Genomic DNA, 23125 nt, shown 5'->3' on the forward strand with positions numbered 1-23125 from the left:
CGGTTTAACGTCAACCGGAAATCGCCGCCATGGCCCGCAAAAAAGCTGCACTGGATTTCGAACAATCCCTCGCTGACCTGCAAACGCTGGTCGAGCGTCTGGAGAATGGCGAACTGTCGCTGGAAGACTCGCTGACCGCTTTCGAGCAAGGCATCGGTCTGACCCGTGATTGCCAGGCGGCGCTGGCCCAGGCCGAGCAAAAGGTTCAGGTGCTGCTCGAGCGTGATGGCGAGCTGGCCGAGGAACCCTTCGACGCGGATCAGCCAGAATGATTGCAGCGTATTCGGCGACCAGCCAGGCCCGCGTCAACGCTGCACTGGAAAGCCTGTTCATCGCGCCGAGCCCTGAGCTCGCGCGGTTGTACGAGGCCATGCGCTACAGCGTGATGAATGGTGGCAAACGCGTGCGTCCGCTGCTGGCCTACGCGGCGTGCGAAGCGCTGGGCGGCCAGGCGGAACAAGCCAACGGCGCAGCCTGTGCGGTGGAGTTGATCCACGCTTATTCGCTGGTGCACGACGATTTGCCGGCGATGGACGACGACGATCTGCGTCGCGGCCAGCCGACGACGCACAAAAAATTCGATGAAGCCTGCGCGATTCTCGCCGGTGACGGCTTGCAGAGCCTGGCGTTCAGCGCCCTGCTCGACCCGCGCCTGACTACCCTGGACGCGGAAATCCGCTTGCAGATGGTCAGCGCCCTGGCGTTGGCAGCAGGCCCGGCCGGCATGGTCGGCGGTCAGGCCATCGACCTCGGCTCGGTCGGTCTGAAGCTCGATCAAAAAGCCCTTGAGTACATGCACCGGCACAAGACCGGCGCGCTGATCGAGGCCAGCGTCAAGCTCGGCGCCCTGGCCAGTGGCCGTGCCGAGAAAGACGAACTGAAGTCCTTGCAGACGTACGCCCTGGCCATCGGCCTGGCGTTCCAGGTGCAGGACGACATTCTCGACGTCGAAAGCGATACCGAAACCCTCGGCAAGCGCCAGGGCGCGGACATCGCGCGCGACAAGCCGACTTACCCGGCCCTGCTCGGCCTCGACGCGGCCAAGGCTTACGCCCTGGAACTGCGCGATCAGGCCCTGCACGCACTGCGACCGTTTGACGCGGCCGCCGAGCCGTTACGCGACCTGGCCCGCTATATCGTCGACCGGCGCAGCTGATGGCGTATCCGCCAAGTTAAAACCAACGCGTGGGCAGGGGACGATGCATCAGGTAAACTGCCGCATCTTTTATACCTATAACGATTCGCCTGATGCCCACGACGTTTCATGAGATTCCCCGCAAGCGCCCGACCACGCCCCTGCTCGACCGTGCCAACACGCCGGACGGCCTGCGCCGGTTAGGCGAAGCCGAGCTGGAAACCCTGGCCGATGAGTTGCGCCTGGAATTGCTCTACACGGTCGGTCAGACCGGTGGGCATTTCGGTGCCGGCCTGGGCGTCATCGAACTGACCATCGCGTTGCATTACGTCTTCGACACCCCGGACGACCGGCTGGTGTGGGACGTGGGTCATCAGGCCTATCCGCACAAAATCCTCACCGGACGTCGCGAGCGCATGAGCACCCTGCGCCAGAAGGACGGCGTTGCCGCCTTCCCGCGTCGTTCCGAGAGCGAGTACGACACCTTTGGCGTCGGCCACTCCAGCACCTCGATCAGTGCAGCGCTGGGCATGGCGATTGCCGCCCGCCTGCAGAACAGTGATCGCAAGGCGATCGCGGTGATCGGCGACGGCGCGTTGACCGCCGGCATGGCGTTCGAGGCGCTGAACCACGCGCCGGAAGTGAACGCCAACATGTTGGTGATCCTCAACGACAACGACATGTCGATCTCGCGCAATGTCGGCGGGCTGTCGAATTACCTGGCGAAGATCCTGTCCAGCCGCACTTACGCGAGCATGCGTGAAGGCAGCAAAAAGGTCCTGTCGCGCTTGCCGGGCGCCTGGGAAATCGCCCGTCGCACCGAAGAATATGCCAAAGGCATGCTGGTTCCCGGCACGCTGTTCGAAGAGCTGGGCTGGAACTACATCGGCCCGATCGATGGCCACGACTTGCCGACCCTGATCGCCACCCTGCGCAACATGCGCGATCTGAAGGGCCCTCAGTTCCTGCACGTCGTCACCAAGAAAGGCAAAGGTTTCGCCCCGGCGGAAGTCGACCCGATCGGTTACCACGCGATCACCAAGCTCGAACCCCTGGACGCTCCGGCCGCCGCGCCGAAAAAGACTGGCGGGCCGAAGTATTCCGCAGTGTTCGGTGAATGGCTGTGCGACATGGCCGCTGCTGATTCGCGCCTTGTCGGGATCACCCCGGCCATGAAAGAAGGCTCTGATCTGGTGGCCTTCAGCGAGCGTTTCCCGCTGCGCTATTTCGACGTGGCGATTGCCGAGCAACACGCCGTGACCCTCGCTGCCGGCATGGCCTGCGAAGGCGCGAAACCGGTGGTGGCGATTTATTCGACCTTCCTGCAACGCGGTTACGACCAACTGATCCATGACGTCGCGGTGCAAAACCTCGACGTGTTGTTCGCCATCGACCGCGCCGGTCTGGTGGGCGAAGACGGCCCGACGCATGCGGGCAGCTTCGACCTGTCGTTCCTGCGGTGCATCCCCGGCATGCTGGTGATGACCCCGAGCGACGAAAACGAACTGCGCAAAATGCTCACCACCGGCCACCTGTTCAACGGTCCGGCGGCGGTGCGTTATCCGCGCGGTTCCGGCCCGAACGCGACGATCGAGAAAAACCTCGATCCGATTGAAATCGGCAAAGGCATCGTTCGCCGCCAGGGCAGCAAAGTCGCCCTGCTGGTGTTCGGCGTGCAACTGGCCGAGGCGCTGAAAGTCGCCGAGAAGCTGGACGCGACCGTGGTCGACATGCGCTTCGTCAAACCCCTCGATGAAGCACTGGTTCGCGAAATCGCTGGCAGCCATGAGTTGCTGGTGACCCTCGAAGAGAACGCGATCATGGGCGGTGCCGGTGGCGCGGTCAGCGAGTTCCTGGCTCGCGAGAACATCCTCAAGTCGATGCTGCACCTGGGCTTGCCGGACAGTTATGTCGAACACGCCAAGCCGGCGCAAATGCTGGCTGAATGCGGACTGGATGAGGCCGGGATCGAGGCTTCGATTCGTGAGCGCTTGCAACTCCTCAACATCTAAAGAAACATGCATAACCCTGTGGGAGCGAGCCTGCTCGCGATAGCGCAGTGTCAGTCGACTTAGATACTGACTGACACACCGCCTTCGCGAGCAGGCTCGCTCCCACAGTTGTTCGCGTCAAATTTGATCTTCCTCGGATTGCCCTTGAAACTATCCCCTTTCGCTCTGGTGCTGACGCTTCTGTCGTCCGCCCCTCTCCTGGCTGACACCTTCGAACGCGATCAAGCCCTGAAGCTGCCCGACGTGTTGATCAGCGCCAACCGCCAGGTTGAAGCGCGCAACGACAGCAGCGCCGCCAACACAGTGTTCACCCGCGAAGACATCGACCGCCTGCAGCCGAACAGCGTGACGGATCTGCTGCGGCGCGTGCCGGGTGTGCAAGTCGGGCAAACCGGTGGGCGCGGCAGTCTGCCGGGGATTTACATCCGTGGTACCAAATCGGCGCAGAGCCTGGTGCTGGTGGACGGTCAACGGATCGGCAATTCCACCTCCGGCGACAGCAACCTGCAACACATCAACATCGAACAGGTCGAGCGCGTGGAAGTGCTGCGCGGCTCCCGCTCGGTGATGTATGGCAGCGATGCGATTGGCGGGGTGATCCAGATTTTCACCCGGCGTGGCGATGAACCCGGCCTGCAACCGCGCCTGCATGTCGGATTTGGCAGTAACCAGACCTGGGAACGCAGCCTCGGGTTGTCCGGCGGAGATGAAAAAACCCGCTTCAATCTCGGCGCCAGCCTCGATGAAACCGCCGGGATCAACCGTACCCGCGAGTCCTATCCCAGCGACGGCGATCACGATGAGTACCGCAATAAATCGCTGAGCCTGAGCTTGAGTCACGCCCTCAGCGACGACCTCGAAATCGGCGCCAACCTGCTGGATAACCGCGGCAAAAGCGAATTCGACAACCCGTTCGGCCGCTTTGACTTGGACACTTTCGAGTCGGTCCAGCAGCAGCCTTACAGCGAATTCGATGTCAGCAGCGTCAGCAGTTACGTCGATGCGCGGGTTAATGAACGCTGGAAAACCCGCATTGAATTCGGCCACAGCGAGAACCGCGAAAAGACCCTCGACCAGCTCAGCGATGAGCGCAGCGTGTTCAATACGTATCGCGATTCGGTGAACTGGCAGAACGACCTGACCCTCAACGAACGCAACAGCTTGATCCTCGGCGGCGACTGGTACGAAGACCGCATCAACAGCAGCACGCCGTTCGACGAGGACAGCCGCTGGAACCGTGCGGCGTTTATTCAGCATCGTTATCAGGCGGATGGTTTCTCCACGGAGTTGGGCCTGCGCCGCGACCAGAACCAGCAGTTCGGCGGGCAGAACAGTTGGAGCGGCACCTTTACCCTGCCATTGAATCCGGACAACGATGTGCTGCTGACCTACAGCGAAGGCTTTCGCGCGCCGACCTTCAACGACCTGTATTACCCCGATTTCAGTAACCCGGACCTCAAGCCTGAAACCTCTAAAAGCTATGAGCTGCAATGGCGCAGTCAGTTGACCGACAGCAGTCGCCTGGAAGCTTCGCTGTATCGCACAGACCTGGAAGACGCGATTATTTTCGGCAGCAACTCACGGCCGCAGAACGTCGCGTCGGCACGCATCAACGGTTTCGAAGCGGCGTTGAAGCAGGAGTTGTTCGGCTGGCAGAGCAACCTTGGCGTGGCGATCATCGACCCACGGGATCGCGACAGCGGCCATACCCTGGCGCGTCGTGCGCGGCGGACCTTGAGCCTGGACCTGGATCGGCAGTTCGACCGACTCGGGCTTGGTGCCAGTTGGCAGGCGGTGAGTAGCAGCTATGACGACGAAAACAATCAGCAGCCGTTGGGTGGGTATGCGCTGCTGGGGTTACGCAGCAGTTGGGAATTGAATCGTGAGGTCAAGCTTGAGCTGAAGGTCGATAACCTGCTGGACAAGGGTTACAGCCGGGCGTTGTACAGCCATGACGGCAGTCAGTTTGGGTATCGCGAGGAAGGTCGGGCGTGGATGTTTGGGGTGACCTGGACGCCTGGAATCTGATCCGGGGATCTGTATCGTCTGCACCGGCCTCATCGCGGGCAAGCCCGCTCCCACAGGTTTAATGTGATCCCTGTGGGAGCGGGCTTGCCCGCGATTCAGGCGAATCGGTCTCAACGGTCGGGTGCGATCACTCGGCAGAGCTTGGCCGTCGCCTCGATCATCTGCCCGCTCGGCCGCTCCAGTCCCTTATCCGTCACCAACAACAATTGCCCCTGCGTCACCGCCGCCACGTGCGGCCAGGCCTTCCATGCGTCAAGTTGCGCCTGATCACTCGCCAGAATCACCTCCGGATTACGCTGCAACACAGCTTCCACACTGACTTGCGGGGCGGGCAATGTCAGGTCGGCAAATACATTGCGCGCCCCACACACTTCAAGCGCATCGCTGATGATCTGCCCGCCGCCGACGGTGTACAGCGGCCGATCCCAAACCTGATAAAACACTCGCAGCGGCTCATCCCGTCGATAGCGCTGGCGCAGTGAAGCCAGTCGCTGACGCAAGTCGGTGGCCAATGGAGCACCGCGCTCAGGCCTGCCGAGTTGAGTGGCGATCGCCTCGATCTGCGCGGTGAGCTGTTCAAAGTTGTGAGGTTCGGCAACGTAGGTCGGAATGTTCAAGCGCTTGAGTTGCTCACGCTGGGCCGGCCCCACACTGCCGGGCCACAGCAGCAACAAATCGGGTTGGAGGCTGAGCAATTGTTCCATGTCCAACTGGCCATAACGGCCAACAGAAGGAAGGTCTTTGAGTTCGACCGGACGTTCGCCTGCATCCAGTACGCCCACCAGCAGGTCGGCAGAACCCAGCTCAACGACGATTTCAGAGAGAGACGGCGCGAGGCTGACAACACGCTCAACCGCTAACGCCGAGCCGCTGACGGCCAGCAACAACATCGCCAGCCAGACGCGAGGCATCAGCCGAGTTGACGCGGGATACGGTAGAGGTAGAACAGCACCAGGGTCGACAGGCCCAGCAGCACCAGCGGCACCGCTTCGAGGCCGACGAATACCGCCAGGGCACCCACCCAGGCGGGCAGAGCCGCCGCGAGGAACGCCGTGCGGCGCTTGGCGGCCAAATCGATCCAGGCGCCAGGTTCTTCAGGGGTGTCGAGGGCTTTTTGCGTCGCGATCAGCGCGTGTTTGTAGCCGCCGAAGAACTTCAGGCTGACGAACATCGAGGCCACACCGGCGATGAACAACGGCATGGCCAGCACCGGCAGAATCGCCTCGCTCTGGCCAAATACGCCGTTGATCACGAACAGCGGCAACAAGGCCAGCGCCAGGTATTGCCACCAGTTGACCGACAGTCGCCGCCGCACCTGACCACGGGTCACGCCCGGTCTGCCTCGCCCTGATGCTCGTTACCCATCATGTGGTCGAGCTTGCTGGCCTTGGTGGCCAGGTAGAGTTTGTTGTGCGGATTGTGGCCAGTGTGCAGCGGCACGCGCTCGGCAACGACGATGCCCATGTCGGTCAAGGCTTTGACCTTGCGCGGGTTGTTGGTCATCAGACGCAGGGATTTCACGCCCAGATGTTCCAGCATCGGCAGGCACATGGCGTAATCACGCTGGTCAGCGGCGAAGCCCAGACGCTCGTTGGCTTCAACGGTGTCGGCGCCGCCATCCTGCAATTCGTAGGCGCGGATCTTGTTCAGCAGGCCAATGCCACGGCCTTCCTGACGCAAGTAGAGCAAGACGCCACGGCCTTCACGGGCGATGGCCTGCAAGGCGGCCTCGAGTTGCGAACCGCAGTCGCAACGCTGGCTGAACAAGGCGTCGCCAGTCAGGCATTCGGAGTGCAACCGGCCGAGTACCGGGGCACCATCGTCGAATTCACCCAGGCTCAGCACAACGTGCTCGCGCCCGTTTTCTTCATCGAGAAAGCCGTGCATGGTGAATTGCGCAAAAGGCGTTGGCAGCTTGGAAGCGGCGACAAAAACGACAGGCACCGGTGTGCTCCTGATCTATAGGTACTGGAGATTCGCAGACGCGGCATTGTAACAGCAGGGCCCGACAGACGCTTAGGCTGAATTATGGGGCATAACAATCAAAAAGTTAGATCACAGCCCGCGCACCACCCCTGTGGGAGCCGGCTTGCTCGCTCCCACATTGACCGCGTTTAATTGGCGTCGAACGGATAGGGTTGTTTCCAGCGTTCGAAGATCGGCTTCAATCGGCCGCTTTTCACCAGCAGTTCCATGCGCTGGTCGTACAGCGCCATCAATGCGCGGGCCTTGGGCGTATTGGCGAAACACAAATACAGCGGCAATTCTGCGATATGGGTGCGACGGAACTGGGTCGGATCCTTGGCCCGGCGGACAATGTAATCCACCTCGGTCAATGCATCGATATAGTAGTCGGCACGGTTGTGCGTCAGCATCGACAGAATCCCGGTGCGCCGCACCACTTCGTTGTAACGGCGCACGTTGGGCAAATAAGTCTCGTACTTGTAACCACGGACCCAGGCCAGTCGATAATTGCCCAGGGTTTGCGCGGTCGGTGGCGGATTAGTCGCCAGACCCAGGGCATAAATGTGATCGGTATCGTAATTCCAGCGCGGATACAGCAGATCGCTGACTTCATCACGATAACCGCCGACACAGGCGTCCACTTCGCCGCGCTGTGCCAGGCCGATGGAGCGCGTGTACGGTTCAATACGAAAGTCCACTTTGACACCCGCGGGCTCGAAGACTTCCCGCAACACGTCCCAGCCCAGTCCATGGCCATCGGCGGCGGTGTAGTCTTCCCACTCTTCGCTTGCCAGATGAATCACTGGTGGAGTCGGCGCAGCCTCTCCCGCCTGGGCGAGTGAACAAAACAGCGCGAGAACCATCCCCATCAACCAGCGTCGAGCCACCCCTAGCCTCCTGCCAAGCCCATCATGCGAAAAACCACACCAACCCCTGCATCCCCAACCACGCGAACACCCCGGCCAACACGTCATCGAGCATGATCCCGACGCCGCCGTGCACATGCCGGTCGATCCAGTGGATGGGCCACGGCTTGAGAATGTCGAAGAAGCGGAACATCAGGAACCCGGCCAGTAACCAATACCAACCTTCCGGTACCAGCCACAGGGTGATCCACATGCCGACCATTTCGTCCCAGACGATGCCTTCATGGTCGTGTACCCGCAAATCGTCGGCCACTTTGCCGCATAGCCAGAAACCGAACAGCATGGTGAAGCCGAGCATCAGCCAATAACCCCAGTCGGGCAACATCTGCCACAACGGGATAAAGGGTAGCGCAACCAACGAACCCCAGGTGCCCGGTGCTTTTGGCAAGGTCCCCGAGCCGAAGCCGAACGCCAGGAAATGCCAGGGATTGCGCCAGACCGACGGCGGTACGAATTCCGCCGGAACCTGGTTGGGATGATCTGTCACGGTGTCTCCCGAAAATGTTGATAACCCCGGGTCTGCGGGGTGATGTCTTGCCCTGAAGCATCCAGCAGAACCACGCCCTGCCCCGTGACCACACGCCCGACCACCTGGATCGGCCAACCGTCGGCCAGCAACGCCGGTAACTCACCGGATGGCAAAGTGAACGCCAGCACGTAATCGTCGCCGCCGCTCAACGCGGCCGCTTCGGCACCGGATTGACCAAGGAAAGCGACTAACGCAGTCGACAGCGGCAACGTGCCCTGTTCAATCTGAATGCCGACCTGCGACGCGAGGGCGATATGCCCGCAGTCGGCGAGCAAGCCGTCAGAGATGTCCAGCGCCGAGGTCGCCTTGCCGCGCAATGCCATGCCCAGGCCAAGCTGCGGTTGCGGCGACCAGTAATGGCGCAGCAGCGGATCGCCGATGGCCGCATCCGCGGTGCGTTGACCGAGCACCAGCGGCAAGGCGCCGGCCGCATTGCCCAACTCGCCGCCGACACACAGCAAATCGCCCGGCTGTGCGCCGCTGCGCGTCAACGCTTTGCCAGCAGGGACACGCCCCAATACGGTCATCGTCAGGCTCAACGGCCCGCGGGTGGTATCACCGCCCACCAGCGCCACGCCACAGCTCTGCGCCATGACGTTCAAACCACGGGCGTAGGCATTCAGCCAATCGGCGGTCACCGTCGGCAAGGTCAGGGCAAGGGTAAAGGCGATGGGGGTGGCGCCCATGGCAGCCAGATCGCTGACCGCCACGGCCAGCGAGCGCTGACCGAGCAGAAACGGGTCGCAGGGATCGGCGAAATGCACACCGGCAACCAGCGTGTCGGTGGAAATCGCCAACTGCTCCCCGGGAGGAACAGCCAGCAAGGCGCAGTCATCGCCGATTCCGAGGGCAACGCCTTCGCCGCCCTGCGCACAAGGCGCGGCGGCGAAGAAGTTACGGATCAGCTCAAACTCACCCATAGCGGTTAAGCGCCGATTAGCGCTTGAACGCCTTCACTTCAGCTTCACGCAGACGCGGGGCCAGTTTGTCGAGGACACCGTTGACGAACTTGTGGCCGTCGGTGGAACCGAAGACCTTGGCCAACTCGATACCTTCGTTGATCACAACGCGGTACGGCACGTCGACGCGCTTGAGCAGTTCCCAGGTGGACAGGCGCAGAACCGCCAGTTCAACCGGGTCGAGCTCTTCGATGGTGATGTCCAGGCACGGCGTCAGTGCAGCGTCGATCTCAGGCTTGTGGGCCGGAACGCCGTGCAGGATGTCGTGGAAATAGGCAGCATCGACATCGCTGAAATCGTTATCGACCCGAAACTGCGCTTCGATCTCGTTCAGCGACTGCTTGGCCATGTGCCATTGGTACAGCGCCTGGGTCGCGAGCTGACGGGCTTCGCGACGCTTGACGCTTTTCGATGGCTTGCCGGCATCCGCAGGCTTTGGATCGCGCGGGTTGAAACGATCGCTTTCGTCGCTAATCACTTGGCCTCCAACTGCGCCAGCAGGCTGACCATTTCCAGAGCGGACAGGGCAGCTTCAGCACCTTTGTTACCGGCCTTGGTGCCGGAACGTTCGATGGCTTGCTCGATGGAATCAACGGTCAGGACGCCGAAAGCAACCGGTACGCCGAACTCCATGGATACCTGGGCCAGGCCCTTGGTGCATTCGCCAGCCACGTATTCGAAGTGCGGAGTACCGCCACGAATGACCGCGCCCAGGGCGATGATTGCCGCGTATTCGCCCTTCTGAGCGACTTTCTGCGCAACCAGCGGGATTTCGAAGGCGCCAGGCGCGCGGATGATGGTGATGTCGCTTTCGCTCACGCCGTGGCGAACCAGGGCATCAACTGCACCGCTGACCAGGCTTTCAACGACGAAGCTGTTGAAACGGCCTACTACCAAAGCGTAGCGGCCTTTAGGGGCGATGAAGGTACCTTCGATGGTCTTCAGGGTCATTCGTTAGATCTCTTAAAGAGCCGGGACGCGTTTTCTACGCGTCCCTCAGTGATGTGTTAACCGCGAATCAAGGACTGGAAACAACCGGTCATTATTCGGAGGGCACGTATTCTACAACTTCCAGATCGAAACCGGATATCGCATTAAATTTCATCGGCGCACTCATCAGGCGCATTTTGCGTACGCCCAGGTCCCGAAGGATCTGCGAACCGGCACCGACAATGCTGTAGGTGGTCGGTTTTTTCGTCGGGGCGTGGTCGGCGGTTTCACGAATATGCGCCAGCAACACGTCGCCATCGAGCGGGTGACCGAGCAGCAGCACCACGCCGCTGCCGGCCTCGGCGACCGCAGCCATGGCGGCGCGCAGGCTCCAGCGGCCGGGCTGCTTGACCATCAGCAGGTCGCGCAACGGGTCCATGTTATGCACCCGCACCAGCGTCGGTTCTTCGGCGCACACGGTGCCGAGGGTCAGCGCCATGTGCACATCGCCTTCCACGGAATCACGATAGGTCACCAGGTTGAATTGGCCCAGTTCGCTGTCCAGTGGCTGCTCGGCAATCCGCTGAACGGTACGTTCGTGGATCATCCGGTAGTGAATCAGGTCGGCGATGGTGCCGATCTTGATGTTGTGTTCGGCGGCGAAGGTTTCCAGTTCGGCGCGACGGGACATGGTGCCGTCGTCGTTCATCACTTCACAGATCACACCGCTAGGCTCGAAACCGGCCATGCGCGCCAGGTCGCACGCCGCTTCGGTGTGGCCGGCACGGGCCAGAGTGCCGCCGGCCTGGGCCATCAGCGGGAAGATGTGGCCGGGGCTGACGATGTCTTCAGCCTTGGCGTCTTTCGCGGCAGCGGCCTGCACGGTGCGCGCACGGTCGGCAGCGGAAATGCCAGTGGTCACGCCAGTCGCCGCTTCGATCGATACGGTGAACTTGGTGCCGAAACCGGAACCGTTGCGTGGCGCCATCAGGGGCAGCTTCAGCAGTTCGCAGCGCTCGCGGCTCATCGGCATGCAGATCAGGCCACGGGCGTGCTTGGCCATGAAGTTGATGTGTTCAGGCTGGCAGCACTCGGCGGCCATGATCAGGTCGCCTTCGTTCTCGCGGTCTTCGTCATCCATGAGGATGACCATCTTGCCTTGGCGGATGTCTTCTACCAGTTCTTCGATGCTATTGAGCGCCACAAGGCACCCCCTTGAGTCAGGATTTGAGGTAGCCGTTGGCGGCCAGAAAGCTTTCGGTGATGTTTCCGGATTTTGTCGGCTCTGCGGCCTTGTCGCCCAGCAACAGGCGCTCCAGATAACGTGCCAGCAAGTCAACTTCAAGGTTCACCCGGCGACCTGGCTGGTACGACGCCATGATGGTTTCGCTCAGGGTATGCGGAATGATCGTCAGCAGAAACTCGGCGCCATCGACCGCGTTCACGGTCAGGCTGGTGCCGTCGACGGTGATCGAACCTTTATGGGCGATGTACTTGGCCAGCTCTTTGGGTGCGCGGATACGGAATTCCACGGCCCGGGCGTTTTCGGTGCGGGCAACCACTTCGCCCACGCCATCGACGTGACCGCTGACCAGATGCCCACCCAGACGCGTGGTCGGGGTCAGGGCTTTTTCCAGGTTCACCGGGCTGCCGCTTTTCAAGTCATTCATCGCGGTGCAATCGAGGGTTTCGCGACTGACGTCCGCCGCAAAGCCATTGCCAGGCAGTTCAACCGCGGTCAGGCACACGCCGTTGACCGCGATGCTGTCGCCCAGTTTGACGTCGCTCAAATCGAGCTTGCCGGTTTCTACGTGGACCCGCACATCTCCGCCTTTTGGGGTCAATGCACGAATACTGCCGATGGATTCGATGATGCCGGTAAACATGAAGTCCTCCTCGAGAACAAAACCTTCGCTTGGCGCAGGCCGGGAATTATACGCTCGCCGCTGGCACAGGAATGGCGATGACTCGCCAGTCATCGCCAACCGCACGAATTTCGGTGATTTTGAGCTCGGGCGCGTCTTTCATTTGCGCCAGCGGCCAGTCCAGCAACGGGCGGGCCGAGGAGCCGAGGAACTTGCCGGCCATGAAGATCTGGAATTCATCCACCAGGCCTTGCTGAGCGAAAGCCCCCGCCAGGCGCGGGCCCGCCTCGACCAACACTTCGTTGACGCCACGGTTGGCGAGTTCGATCAGCAACTTGCGCAGGTCGACCAAACCATCGTCGCCGGCCACGATCAGGCATTCCGGGCCATTGGCGTATTGCTCTTCGATCGCCATGCAGGTGGCGACCAGCGCCGGGCCGGCCTTGAAGAACGGCGCGTCCAGCGGCACTCGCAGACGACCATCGATCAGCACGCGCAGTGGCGGACGGCTCATGGCCAGGGCGGTTTGCTCGGCGTCCAGGCCCAACTCATTGGCGCGGACGGTCAAACGAGCGTTGTCTGCCAGCACCGTGTCGGCGCCGGTCAGCACCACGCTGGCCTGGGCGCGCAGGCGTTGAACTGCCGAGCGCGCGGCCGGGCCGGTGATCCATTGGCTTTCGCCACTTTCCATCGCCGTGCGACCGTCCAGGCTCATGGCCAATTTGACCCGCACGAACGGCAAGCCGTGTTCCATGCGCTTGAGGAAGCCTTCGTTGAGCGTGCGCGCCTCGCCTTCCAGCACGCCACTTTCGGTGGCGATACCGGCCTGAGCCAGGCGCTGCAGGCCGCGACCGGCGACCGACGGGTTCGGGTCCTGCATCGCCGCGACCACGCGGGCCACGCCGGCATTCACCAGCGCATCGGCACACGGCGGCGTGCGGCCGTGGTGGCTGCAAGGTTCGAGCGTCACGTAGGCGGTGGCGCCCCGGGCCTTGTCGCCAGCGGCGCGCAAGGCGTGCACTTCGGCGTGGGGTTCGCCGGTGCGCACGTGCCAGCCTTCGCCGACAATCTGCCCGTCACGCACGATTACGCAGCCCACCCGTGGGTTGGGGTGCGTCGTGTAATGACCTTTGCGCGCCAGTTCCAGGGCACGAGCCATGTAATGGGCGTCGAGGATCGCTTGTTCTGCGGACGTGGTCATTCTTTCACCGGCTCACGGGCCAGGCGATCGATCTCTTCGCGGAACTCGTTGAGGTCCTGGAAGCGCCGATACACGGAGGCGAAACGAATGTAGGCGACTTCGTCGAGCTTTTGCAGCTCGGCCATTACCAGTTCACCGACCACGAGGGATTTGACCTCGCGCTCGCCAGTGGCGCGCAGTTTGTGTTTGATGTGCACCAACGACGATTCCAGGCGTTCGACACTCACCGGGCGCTTCTCGAGGGCACGCTGCATGCCGGCGCGGAGTTTTTCTTCGTCGAACGGCTGACGACTGCCGTCGGTTTTGATCAGGCGCGGCAACACCAGTTCGGCGGTCTCGAACGTCGTGAAACGCTCGCCGCAGGCCAGGCATTCGCGCCGGCGGCGCACCTGTTCGCCCTCGGCGACCAGACGCGAGTCGATGACCTTGGTGTCGTTGGCACCGCAGAAGGGACAGTGCATGGTGGCAGGCAACAAAAAAAGGGAGGGCCATGGTAGCGCATCCCGGTGGCAAGACAAGCCATAGGGTTTGCGGTATACAGATGGGCTATATAGTTTGATCCATGGATTACACCTTGCTGGAGCCGCAAATGTCCCTAAGACCGCTCGTATTGCTCAGTCTTTTCAGCCTGTTGGTGGCCTGCAGCAGCGATGCGCCCAAGCCCCAGCCTCCGACGCCAGGGCCTGCTCCGCAAGCGGCGCAGAAGAAAGCCCAGGAGTCGGCCAACCTCGGGCCGCTGCCGGTGTATCAGCGTGAATTGAGCGGCACCCTGCAAGGCGTGCCGACCGGTGCCGAGGTTGAACTGGCGCTGCTGGTGATCGACGACAAGGACCGCCCGCAACAATTGCTGGCCAGTTCCAGCCTGATCGGCACCAATCAGATTCTGCCGTTTCACCTGCGCTTCAACCCGGAATCCTTCCCGATGGGCGCGCGCGTGGAACTGCGTGGCCGGGCCAGTCAGTCCGGCCAGCTGATTCTGCATCTGCCACCGCAAGTCATCTCCCAGCCAACGACGCAAGCGCTGGGTCAGTTGCAACTCGTCAAAGCGCCATGATTGCACCGCTCGACCTGCAACTGGCGCTGAGTGAACTGCTGGGTGACGCGCAACTGGTTGCTTGTGCGCTGCCGGACACCGACCTGAAGCTGTGGCTGATCGACGGCGACAAGATGGACCGCGCCTTCAGCCCGGAAGAAACCCGGCGGATTCTGCACGAGCCGCCGTACTGGAGTTTCTGCTGGGCCAGTGGGTTGGCGGTGGCGCGCTATCTGGCGGCATTTCCCGAATGGGTCAAAGGCAAGCGCGTGCTGGATTTCGGCGCCGGTTCCGGTGTGGCGGGGATTGCGGCGGTGAAGGCCGGCGCGCTCGAAGTGGTGGCCTGTGACCTGGACCCGCTGGCGATTACCGCGTGCCGGGCGAATGCTGAACTCAATGACGTACAGCTGAACTACTCGACGGATTTTTTCGCCGAGGCGGATCGGTTTGATCTGATTCTGGTGGCGGACGTGTTGTACGACCGGGCGAATCTGCCGTTGCTCGATGAGTTTTTGAGTCGCGGCCGGGAAGCGCTGGTGGCGGATTCGCGGGTTCGGGATTTTCGTCATCCGCTGTATCAGCGCATCGAGATGCTGGAAGCAATGACCTTGCCGGACCTGGCCGAGCCGGAAGAGTTTCGGCATGTGAGCCTTTACCATGCGCGGCGCGGCTAAAAAGCATCGCGGGCAAGCCCGCTCCCACAAGAAATGAAGTCGACCACAAGATTTGTGGTGCACTCCAACCACTGTGGGAGCGGGCTTGCTCGCGAAGGCGTCCTGTCAGTCAACACATCTCCCAACGACCAGCCGACTTCCGGCTACACCCCGCCAGGCCGTATAGTTGCCCTATTCACGCTTCCAAGAGATTGCCCATGAGTCAGGAAACGCCGTACATCTTCGACGCCACGACTGCCGATTTCGACCAGTCGGTGATCGAGAACTCTTTCCACAAACCGGTGCTGGTGGATTTCTGGGCCGAATGGTGTGCGCCCTGCAAAGTGCTGATGCCGTTGCTGCAGACGATTGCCGAGAGCTATCAGGGCGAGTTGCTGCTGGCCAAGGTCAATTGCGATCTCGAACAAGACATCGTCGCCCGTTTCGGTATCCGCAGCCTGCCAACCGTGGTGCTGTTCAAGGATGGCCAGCCTGTCGACGGTTTCGCCGGTGCACAACCGGAGTCGGCCGTGCGGGCGATGCTTGAACCTCATGTGCAAATGCCGCCACCGGCGGCGGCTGATCCGCTCGAGCAGGCACAGGCGCTGTTCGACGACAGTCGTTTTGCCGACGCCGAAGCCGTTCTCACCGTGCTGCTGGGCGAAGACAACACCAACGCCAAGGCGCTGATCCTCTACGCCCGCTGCCTCACCGAGCGTGGCGAGCTGGTTGAAGCGCAAACCGTGCTCGACGCGGTCAAGAGTGATGAACACAAAGCGGCATTGGCCGGCGCCAAGGCGCAGATCCAGTTTCTCGGCCAGGCCAAGGACCTGCCGGATGCAGCGGACCTGAAAGCGCGCCTGGCGAAAAATCCGCAGGACGATGAGGCGGTGTATCAACTGGCAATCCAGCAGTTGGCCCGCCAGCAGTACGACGCGGCGCTGGATGCGTTGCTCAAGCTGTTCGTGCGCAATCGCAGCTACAGCGAAGGCTTGCCGCACAAGACCTTGCTGCAGGTGTTCGAACTGCTGGGCAACGATCACCCGCTGGTGACCACGTACCGCCGCAAGTTGTTTGCTGCGCTTTACTAAGTAGTCCTGTAGGAGCACGGCTTGTCGGCGATGGCGTCCTTGAGATCGCCTTCGCCAGCAAGCTGTGCTCCTACGCGGGTTCGATCCAGCGGTAGAGCGGTGTATCGCCGCCGCTTTCCACTTTTACATCCGCACAATGGCGCAAGCGCACCAACAGGCGTTTGCCCGCCGCCGCGCTGCCAGTCAGCCCTTCCAGCTGCTCGAGCAAATCCGGCCCGCTCATGTGCCCGGCCTTGCGCAGCAAGTCCTTGGCGATCTGCCACAGCGCATCATCCTGATTGATCGGTTTCGCCGGGGCCGCACTGGCCTCAGGCTTGACCACTTGCAACTGCGCGCCGAGCCGTGCCCAGTCGCAGTCGTCCATCTCCAGCGTCAAATCCACCGGCCAGTCGCCGATGCTTCCACGAATTCGCAACATAAGTCTGCTCCTGCACATTTCTGACTTGCATGCTCCCATGGGACTTGTGCAACGCCAAGCAGGCGGTCAAACTCTCCGCACTTACGTTATAAGATCACATAACAGATTATTCATTTTACTGTCGGAGACCCGCCATGCGCCGTCTGCTTCTCGCTTTGCCGTTTGCCCTGCTGCCGCTGGCCTTCGCCCACGCGGCTGACGAACATGATCACGAGCACGGCAGCCTCGGCGCCCACGAACATGGCGTCGCTCGTCTGAACGCAGCGTTGGACGGTCAAACCCTGGAGCTGGAACTGGAAAGCCCGGCGATGAACCTGGTGGGCTTCGAACACGCCGCCACCACTGACGCCGACAAAGCCAAGGTCGCCACCGCCCGTGCGCAACTGGAAAAACCGCTGACGCTGTTCAATCTGCCGACAGCCGCCGGTTGCGTGGTGGCGATGCAGGAACTGGAAAGCCCGTTGTTCGGTGACAAGCCGGATGCCGATGATGATCACGACGAAGACGCCAAGGACGAGCATCACCATGACCACAGCGAGATTCATGCGCATTACCAATTCAGCTGCTCAGCACCGGGCGCCTTGAAGAGTCTGGACCTGGCGAACCTCTTCAACACGTTCCCGGCCACCCAGAAAATTCAGGTACAACTGATCAGCCCGAGCGGCCAGCAAGGCGTGGAAGTGACGGCCAAGGCAGCAGCCCTGAAATTCTAAATCCATCGTAGATCTATTGTGGGAGCGAGCCTGCTCGCGATTGCGGCCGAACAGTCGACATCCATGTTGAAAGTAACGGCCTCATCGCGAGCAGGCTCGCTCCCACAGGGGGCGGTGTTGAATGTGAAGTTGAGACAAGTACCCAAAACCCATGAAATCGGCGCCATGACCCAAGCACTCATCGAACTGTCCGACCTGGGCTTCAGCTGGCCCGGTCACCCGCCGCTGCTGGATATCCCGGCCTTCCGCCTGGAACCCGGTGAAACCCTGTTCCTCAAAGGCCCCAGCGGCAGCGGCAAGACCACCCTGCTCGGCCTGCTCGGCGGTGTGCAGAAGCCCGATCGCGGCAGCATTCGCCTGCTCGGCCAGGAACTGACCGAACTCGGCGCAGGTGCCCGCGACCGCTTCCGCGTCGACCACACCGGCTACATCTTCCAGCAGTTCAACTTGCTGCCATTTCTCTCGGTACGCGAGAACGTCGAGCTGCCCTGCCACTTCTCCAGACTGCGCGCCGAACGGGCAAAACAGCGCCACGGCAGCGTCGATCAGGCGGCCGCGACCTTGCTCGCGCACTTGGGCCTGAAGGATGAAAGCATCCTCAGCCGCCGCGCCGATTCGCTGTCCATTGGCCAACAGCAACGGGTCGCCGCCGCACGCGCGTTGATCGGTCAGCCGGAACTGGTGATCGCCGACGAACCGACCTCGGCCCTGGATTACGACGCTCGCGAGAACTTCATTCGCCTGCTGTTCGCCGAATGCCGCGAAGCCGGCTCGAGCCTGCTGTTCGTCAGCCACGACCAGAGCCTGGCGCCGCTGTTCGATCGCAACCTGTCGCTGGCCGAGCTCAATCGCGCCGCCACGCCCGAAGAGGTTTGAGATGTATTTGTTCCGTCTAGCCATGGCCAGCCTGGCTAACCGCCGCTTCACCGCGATCCTCACTGCGTTCGCCATTGCCCTGTCGGTCTGCCTGCTGCTGGCCGTGGAACGGGTGCGCACCGAAGCCAAAGCCAGTTTCGCCAGCACCATCAGCGGCACCGACCTGATCGTCGGCGCGCGCTCCGGCTCGGTGAACCTGTTGCTGTACTCGGTGTTCCGCATCGGCAATGCCACCAACAATATCCGTTGGGACAGCTTCGAACACTTCGCCAACAACCCGAAAGTGAAGTGGGCGATCCCGATGTCCCTCGGCGATTCCCATCGCGGTTATCGGGTGATGGGCACCACCGAGGCGTACTTCGAACACTACCAGTACGGTCATCAACAACACCTGGAACTGGCCGACGGTCGCGCCTTTGCCTCCGACCCGTTTGAAGTGGTGCTCGGCGCCGAAGTCGCTGATGCGCTGCATTACAAGCTCGGCGATAAACTGGTGCTGGCCCACGGCGTCGCGGTGATCAGCCTGGTCAAGCACGACGACAAACCGTTCACCGTGGTCGGCATTCTCAAGCGCACCGGCACCCCGGTCGACCGCACATTGCACATCAGCCTCGGCGGCATGGAGGCGATTCACATCGACTGGCACAACGGTGTGCCGGCGCAAGGCAAAGGCCGGATCAGTGCCGATCAGGCGCGCAACATGGACCTGACGCCGCAAGCGATCACCGCGTTCATGCTCGGCCTCAACAACAAGATTTCGACCTTCGCCGTGCAGCGCGAGATCAACGAATTCCGAGGCGAGCCGATGCTGGCAATCCTGCCGGGCGTGGCGTTGCAAGAGCTGTGGAGTCTGATGAGCACGGCGGAAAAAGCCTTGTTCGTGGTCTCGCTGTTTGTGGTGTTGACCGGGTTGATCGGCATGCTCACGGCGATTCTCACCAGCCTCAACGAGCGCCGTCGCGAGATGGCGATTCTGCGTTCGGTGGGTGCGCGGCCGTGGCACATCGCGACCTTGCTGGTGCTGGAGGCGTTTGCCTTGGCGCTGTCGGGGGTGATTGCCGGCGTAGCGCTGCTGTACGTGGGCATCGCCGCCGCGCAGGGTTATGTGCAGGCCAATTACGGTTTGTATCTGCCGCTGGCCTGGCCGAGCGAATATGAATGGACGCTGCTCGGTGGCATCCTGATCGCCGCGCTGCTGATGGGCAGCGTGCCGGCCTGGCGCGCGTATCGCCAATCCCTGGCCGATGGCCTGTCGATCCGTTTATGAGGACGTTAATGATGCCCCGCGCTCTGCTTGCGCTGTTGCTGCTGGTCGCCCTGCCCCTGTGGGCGGCCGAGCCGAAGGATTTGACCTGGTCGGAAATGATCCCGCCGGATGCCGCACCGGAAGTGCCGAACATGACGCCGCTGCACGACCTGTCGCAGATGGGCAACGCACTGGAGTCCGCGCCGGCCGCCAAGCAGGACCTGCCCAATGCGCCGGTCGTGAACAGCCTCGATGGCCAGAACATTCGCCTGCCGGGGTACATCGTGCCGCTGGAAGTCAGCGAAGAAGGCCGCACCACGGAATTTTTGCTGGTGCCGTATTTCGGCGCCTGCATTCACGTGCCGCCACCGCCGTCGAACCAGATCGTGCATGTGAAGAGCGAAGTCGGCGTGAAGCTGGATGAGCTGTACCAGCCGTACTGGATCGAAGGGGCGTTGCAGGTTAAAGCGTCGACCAGCGAGTTGGCGGATGCCGGGTATCAGATGGAGGCGGACAAGATTTATGTGTATGAATTGCCGGAGTGAAACCGGTGGTTCTGTGTTGTTTGATCAATCGTCATCGCGGGCAAGCCCGCTCCCACAGGGATCACCTAAACCTTGTGGGAGCGGGCTTGCCCGCGATGGCGTCTTAAAGGTTCCACAAAAACCAGGACCATCACTGTTTCATTGAGCTGAATCAAAAGACCGTATCAGACGGCTCCGTACCATTGGACATCAAACATTTTTAACGTCCTTTGGGAGCTCCCATGCACAAGTCCTTGCTCAGCGCTTCGCTGTTTGCCCTAGCGCTCACAGCCCCGCTCGCCTTCGCCCACGACGCTGGCGACATCCTCGTTCGCGCCGGTGCAATCACCGTCAACCCGAAAGCCGACAGTTCCAGCGTCAAGGTCGATCAAGGCCCTTTGGCCGGTGCTGACCTCGGCGGCAAGGCGACCATGAGCAGCGACACGCAGCTGGGTTTGAACTTCGCTTACATGCTCAACAGCCACTGGGGCATCGAGCTGCTCGCGGCCACGCCGTTCGAGCATGACGTGAAGATCAAAGGCACCGCCCTGGGCGCGGCCAACGGCAAACTCGGTAGCCTGAAACACTTGCCGCCGACCTTGAGCATTGTGTACTACCCACTGGACGCGAAGTCTGCCTTCCAGCCGTATGTCGGCGCCGGTATCAACTACACCTGGATCTACGACGAACACGTCGGCAGCGAAGCCAGCGCCAACGGTTTTAGCAACTTCAAGGCGGATAACTCTTGGGGCATGGCGTTCCAGGTCGGCGCCGACTACATGATCACCGACAACATCATGCTCAACGCCCAGGTGCGCTACATCGACATCGACACCACCGCGACGGTGGAAAACAACGCCGTGGCACCGGGCACCCGCGCCAAGGTCGATGTGGATGTCGATCCGTTCATCTACATGGTCGGCCTCGGTTACAAGTTCTAAGACCCCTTCGCGAGCAGGCTCGCTCCCACAGGAGTACGCATCCCAATGTGGGAGCGAGCCTGCTCGCGAAGACGTCAGCCGAAACAACAAAAAATCCAAAGTAAAAAGGCGCCTCGTCAGGCGCCTTTTTCACGTTTTAACGCCCCAACAACCGCGCCAACCCCACACTCAACGGCGTCTGCTTCGGGTAGGTAAAACGCTCAAGCAATCGCCGGTTGTTCGCCCGGGAATGGCGAATGTCACCGGAGCGCGCCGGGCCGTAGCTGATCGGCGGCAACTCGCCCACGACAGCTTCCAGCGCTTCAAGCATTTGCTTGAGCGTGGTCGCCTGATTCCAGCCGACATTCACCGCGCCGACCTCGACCTGCGGCTTCTCGATGGCTTGCACCAGCAAGTCGACCAAATCCCCGACAAACACGAAATCGCGCGTCTGCTCGCCATCGCCGAACACGGTGATCGGCAGGCCCTTCTGTGCGCGCTCGCTGAAAATGCTGATCACCCCGGAGTACGGCGAGGACGGATCCTGTCGCGGGCCGAAGATGTTGAAGAAGCGGAAAATCACCGGCTCCAGCGCGTGCTGGCGGCGGTAGAAATCGAAGTAATGTTCGCTGGCCAACTTGTCCGACGCGTACGGGGTCAACGGCGCCTTGGGCGTGTCTTCGTCGATCGACTCGCCTTCGCCATTGTTGCCATACACCGCCGCGCTCGAGGCAAACAGCACCCGTTTGACGCCAGCCTGGCGCATGGCTTCGCAGACATTCAGCGTGCCGATGAAATTGCTCTGGTGAGTCTTCACCGGGTCGTCCACCGAAGCCTGCACCGACGCCACCGCCGCCAGGTGTGCCACGGCGCTGCAACCGACCATGGCCCGCGCCACCAGCGCGGCGTCGGCGACATCGCCGACGATCAATTCGACCTTGGGATTGTCCAGCGGCAAGTTGTTGCGTTTGCCGGTGGAAAGGTCATCGAGGATGCGCACCGAATGGCCCTTGGCGAGCAAGGCATCGGTCAGGTGCGAGCCGATGAAACCGGCGCCGCCGGTGATTAAAACAGGACCGTCAGCCATGGCGATAAAACCTGTCCAGTAAGCCAGGGAGTGCCGCACGCCAGGCGCGCGGCTTGATTCCAAACGTATGCAGAATTTTCTTGCAGGCCAGCACCGCGTGTTGCGGCTCTTCGGCAGCATCCGGGCGCGCGGCGTGAGCCTGGGCGGTCGGTGCTTCGATGGCCAGCGGATGCAGCGCGCGTGCTTCAGTGAGGATCGCCTGCCCCAGCGCCAGCGGCGTGGTCGCCTCATGTCCGGCGTAATGATAGGTGCCCCACAGCGGTGCTGCACAATCGAGTTGCTTGAGCACCGAAATGATCACTCGTGCGGCGTCGTCCACTGGCGTCGGATTACCGCGACGGTCATCGGCCATCAGCAGTTCTTCAGGCTGTTCGGCCCGACCGAGGAAACGCCCGAGGGTGCCGTCGGGGCTGTCATCGAGCAGCCAGCCGAAACGCAGCAGCACGTGTTGCGGACAGGTGGCGCGCACGCTTTGTTCGATGCGCCACAAGGCCTGACCGCGCAGGCCCAAGGGCATCGGCTCGTCTTTTTCGCTGTAGGCAGTCGCCCGCGAGCCGTCGAACACGCGATAGCTCGACGGTTGCAGCAGAACAATATTGTGATGCTGGCACAGTTCGGCCAGACGCTCGATCGCCCGCTCTTGCCCGGCCAGACGTGCCTCGCTGACCGTCTCCGCCTGAAACCAGTCGAAGTAGTAGGCGAGGTTGATCAGCGCGTCCGGGCGGGTGTCGTCGAGCAGTTGCGTCAGGCTCGCGGCATCCCAGCCGTCTTGCGGTGGGCGGGGGGCGAGGAAGCCGATGTCTTCCTCCGCACCGAGGCGAATCAGCGCCTGCCCAAGGGCATTTCCGCCGCCCAGTAACATAAGGCGCATTCGCATAGAGTCAGCAGGCCCAATCTGATTGAAACAATGATTTTATCGACAGCGCCCACGGGCGATGCCGTTGATAGTTGCCGGAATCGTTGCATTTTGCGGGTTTAGTGCGCAACCGTCATCCGTAAAGTGTAGTTGGCAGG

The 23125-nt window shown here is 61.7% G+C and carries 27 protein-coding genes; 12 read left to right on the top strand and 15 right to left on the bottom strand.

Annotation, left to right across the window (positions count from 1 at the left end; genetic code table 11):
• Positions 1–29 precede the first annotated feature (29 nt).
• The 4 genes from ACA057_RS27850 to ACA057_RS27865 all read left to right on the top strand — a co-directional run bounded on the left by ACA057_RS27850 (position 30) and on the right by ACA057_RS27865 (position 5175).
• Complete coding sequence (locus tag ACA057_RS27850) at positions 30–272, top strand: exodeoxyribonuclease VII small subunit (protein WP_007894317.1); 243 nt, start codon at positions 30–32, stop codon at positions 270–272.
• A complete protein-coding gene (ispA, locus tag ACA057_RS27855; RefSeq protein ID WP_497343995.1) occupies positions 269–1156 on the top strand; it encodes a (2E,6E)-farnesyl diphosphate synthase in 888 nt (295 codons plus the stop codon). The genes ACA057_RS27850 and ispA overlap by 4 nt, the downstream gene beginning before the upstream one ends.
• 92 nt (positions 1157–1248) lie before the next feature.
• Positions 1249–3147: a 1-deoxy-D-xylulose-5-phosphate synthase gene (dxs, locus tag ACA057_RS27860; RefSeq protein ID WP_497343997.1), complete on the top strand. Its 1899-nt coding sequence runs from the start codon at positions 1249–1251 to the stop codon at positions 3145–3147.
• 144 nt (positions 3148–3291) lie between these two features.
• Entirely contained in the window at positions 3292–5175 is a 1884-nt protein-coding gene (locus tag ACA057_RS27865) for a TonB-dependent receptor domain-containing protein (RefSeq protein WP_497343999.1), read from the top strand.
• A 110-nt stretch (positions 5176–5285) separates the two neighbouring features.
• On the opposite strand, the gene ACA057_RS27870 is transcribed toward ACA057_RS27865, so the two are convergent.
• The 12 genes from ACA057_RS27870 to nrdR all read right to left on the bottom strand — a co-directional run bounded on the left by ACA057_RS27870 (position 5286) and on the right by nrdR (position 14011).
• The gene (locus ACA057_RS27870; protein WP_497344001.1) at positions 5286–6086 is read right to left on the bottom strand and encodes a cobalamin-binding protein; all 801 of its coding nucleotides are present in this window, start codon (positions 6084–6086) and stop codon (positions 5286–5288) included.
• Positions 6086–6505: an MFS transporter gene (locus ACA057_RS27875; RefSeq protein ID WP_497344003.1), complete on the bottom strand. Its 420-nt coding sequence runs from the start codon at positions 6503–6505 to the stop codon at positions 6086–6088. The genes ACA057_RS27870 and ACA057_RS27875 overlap by 1 nt, the downstream gene beginning before the upstream one ends.
• Entirely contained in the window at positions 6502–7119 is a 618-nt protein-coding gene (gene ribA / locus ACA057_RS27880) for a GTP cyclohydrolase II (RefSeq protein WP_045057501.1), read from the bottom strand. The genes ACA057_RS27875 and ribA overlap by 4 nt, the downstream gene beginning before the upstream one ends.
• Before the next feature lie 170 nt (positions 7120–7289).
• Positions 7290–8027 (bottom strand): substrate-binding periplasmic protein, encoded by a 738-nt coding sequence (locus ACA057_RS27885; protein WP_497344005.1) that lies wholly within the window; start codon positions 8025–8027, stop codon positions 7290–7292.
• A gap of 22 nt (positions 8028–8049) precedes the next feature.
• Positions 8050–8553 carry a phosphatidylglycerophosphatase A family protein gene (locus ACA057_RS27890; RefSeq protein ID WP_497344007.1) on the bottom strand — a complete coding sequence of 168 codons (504 nt, stop codon included), beginning with the start codon at positions 8551–8553 and terminating at the stop codon, positions 8050–8052.
• Positions 8550–9515 carry a thiamine-phosphate kinase gene (thiL, locus tag ACA057_RS27895; protein WP_497344009.1) on the bottom strand — a complete coding sequence of 322 codons (966 nt, stop codon included), beginning with the start codon at positions 9513–9515 and terminating at the stop codon, positions 8550–8552. Before thiL ends, ACA057_RS27890 begins: the two co-directional genes overlap by 4 nt.
• 16 nt (positions 9516–9531) lie before the next feature.
• Positions 9532–10032, bottom strand: coding sequence for a transcription antitermination factor NusB (gene nusB, locus ACA057_RS27900; RefSeq protein WP_008153530.1), 501 nt, complete (start codon positions 10030–10032; stop codon positions 9532–9534).
• Positions 10029–10505 (bottom strand): 6,7-dimethyl-8-ribityllumazine synthase, encoded by a 477-nt coding sequence (gene ribH, locus ACA057_RS27905; RefSeq protein ID WP_003185938.1) that lies wholly within the window; start codon positions 10503–10505, stop codon positions 10029–10031. Before ribH ends, nusB begins: the two co-directional genes overlap by 4 nt.
• 91 nt (positions 10506–10596) lie before the next feature.
• Positions 10597–11688, bottom strand: coding sequence for a bifunctional 3,4-dihydroxy-2-butanone-4-phosphate synthase/GTP cyclohydrolase II (gene ribBA, locus ACA057_RS27910; RefSeq protein WP_401357551.1), 1092 nt, complete (start codon positions 11686–11688; stop codon positions 10597–10599).
• 16 nt (positions 11689–11704) lie between these two features.
• Positions 11705–12370 (bottom strand): riboflavin synthase, encoded by a 666-nt coding sequence (locus ACA057_RS27915; RefSeq protein ID WP_090179336.1) that lies wholly within the window; start codon positions 12368–12370, stop codon positions 11705–11707.
• 46 nt (positions 12371–12416) lie between these two features.
• Positions 12417–13550, bottom strand: a complete 1134-nt coding sequence (ribD, locus tag ACA057_RS27920) for a bifunctional diaminohydroxyphosphoribosylaminopyrimidine deaminase/5-amino-6-(5-phosphoribosylamino)uracil reductase RibD (RefSeq protein ID WP_497344012.1) — start codon at positions 13548–13550, stop codon at positions 12417–12419.
• The gene (gene nrdR, locus ACA057_RS27925; protein ID WP_003228656.1) at positions 13547–14011 is read right to left on the bottom strand and encodes a transcriptional regulator NrdR; all 465 of its coding nucleotides are present in this window, start codon (positions 14009–14011) and stop codon (positions 13547–13549) included. Before nrdR ends, ribD begins: the two co-directional genes overlap by 4 nt.
• A gap of 128 nt (positions 14012–14139) precedes the next feature.
• Between nrdR and ACA057_RS27930 the strand changes: the two genes are divergently transcribed.
• From ACA057_RS27930 to trxA, 3 genes are all read left to right on the top strand, one after another.
• Positions 14140–14604 (top strand): hypothetical protein, encoded by a 465-nt coding sequence (locus tag ACA057_RS27930; protein WP_497344014.1) that lies wholly within the window; start codon positions 14140–14142, stop codon positions 14602–14604.
• A complete protein-coding gene (locus ACA057_RS27935; RefSeq protein ID WP_497344016.1) occupies positions 14601–15257 on the top strand; it encodes a class I SAM-dependent methyltransferase in 657 nt (218 codons plus the stop codon). The genes ACA057_RS27930 and ACA057_RS27935 overlap by 4 nt, the downstream gene beginning before the upstream one ends.
• 197 nt (positions 15258–15454) lie before the next feature.
• A complete protein-coding gene (gene trxA / locus ACA057_RS27940; RefSeq protein WP_497344018.1) occupies positions 15455–16327 on the top strand; it encodes a thioredoxin in 873 nt (290 codons plus the stop codon).
• A gap of 70 nt (positions 16328–16397) precedes the next feature.
• Here trxA and ACA057_RS27945 read toward each other — a convergent pair whose 3' ends face one another.
• A complete protein-coding gene (locus ACA057_RS27945; protein ID WP_497344020.1) occupies positions 16398–16745 on the bottom strand; it encodes a hypothetical protein in 348 nt (115 codons plus the stop codon).
• A 134-nt stretch (positions 16746–16879) separates the two neighbouring features.
• On the opposite strand from ACA057_RS27945, the gene ACA057_RS27950 reads away from it, so the two are divergent.
• The 5 genes from ACA057_RS27950 to ACA057_RS27970 all read left to right on the top strand — a co-directional run bounded on the left by ACA057_RS27950 (position 16880) and on the right by ACA057_RS27970 (position 21045).
• Positions 16880–17458, top strand: coding sequence for a DUF2796 domain-containing protein (locus ACA057_RS27950; RefSeq protein WP_497344022.1), 579 nt, complete (start codon positions 16880–16882; stop codon positions 17456–17458).
• Positions 17459–17623: 165 nt separating this feature from the next.
• Entirely contained in the window at positions 17624–18334 is a 711-nt protein-coding gene (locus ACA057_RS27955) for an ABC transporter ATP-binding protein (protein WP_497344024.1), read from the top strand.
• Position 18335: 1 nt separating this feature from the next.
• Positions 18336–19601, top strand: coding sequence for an ABC transporter permease (locus ACA057_RS27960; RefSeq protein ID WP_497344026.1), 1266 nt, complete (start codon positions 18336–18338; stop codon positions 19599–19601).
• A gap of 11 nt (positions 19602–19612) precedes the next feature.
• Positions 19613–20125 (top strand): DUF3299 domain-containing protein, encoded by a 513-nt coding sequence (locus ACA057_RS27965; protein ID WP_497344028.1) that lies wholly within the window; start codon positions 19613–19615, stop codon positions 20123–20125.
• A gap of 221 nt (positions 20126–20346) precedes the next feature.
• Positions 20347–21045: an OmpW/AlkL family protein gene (locus ACA057_RS27970; RefSeq protein WP_497344030.1), complete on the top strand. Its 699-nt coding sequence runs from the start codon at positions 20347–20349 to the stop codon at positions 21043–21045.
• Between the two features lie 136 nt (positions 21046–21181).
• Here the strand turns inward: ACA057_RS27970 and pgnE are convergent, their stop codons facing one another.
• Together pgnE and ACA057_RS27980 are read right to left on the bottom strand one after the other, a co-directional pair.
• The gene (gene pgnE, locus ACA057_RS27975) at positions 21182–22111 is read right to left on the bottom strand and encodes a UDP-N-acetylglucosamine epimerase PgnE (protein ID WP_401357531.1); all 930 of its coding nucleotides are present in this window, start codon (positions 22109–22111) and stop codon (positions 21182–21184) included.
• On the bottom strand, positions 22104–22988 hold the full coding sequence (locus ACA057_RS27980) for a sugar nucleotide-binding protein (protein ID WP_497344032.1): 885 nt from the start codon (positions 22986–22988) through the stop codon (positions 22104–22106). Before ACA057_RS27980 ends, pgnE begins: the two co-directional genes overlap by 8 nt.
• Positions 22989–23125 lie beyond the last annotated feature (137 nt).

The organism is Pseudomonas sp. LBUM1661, assembly GCF_059695925.1.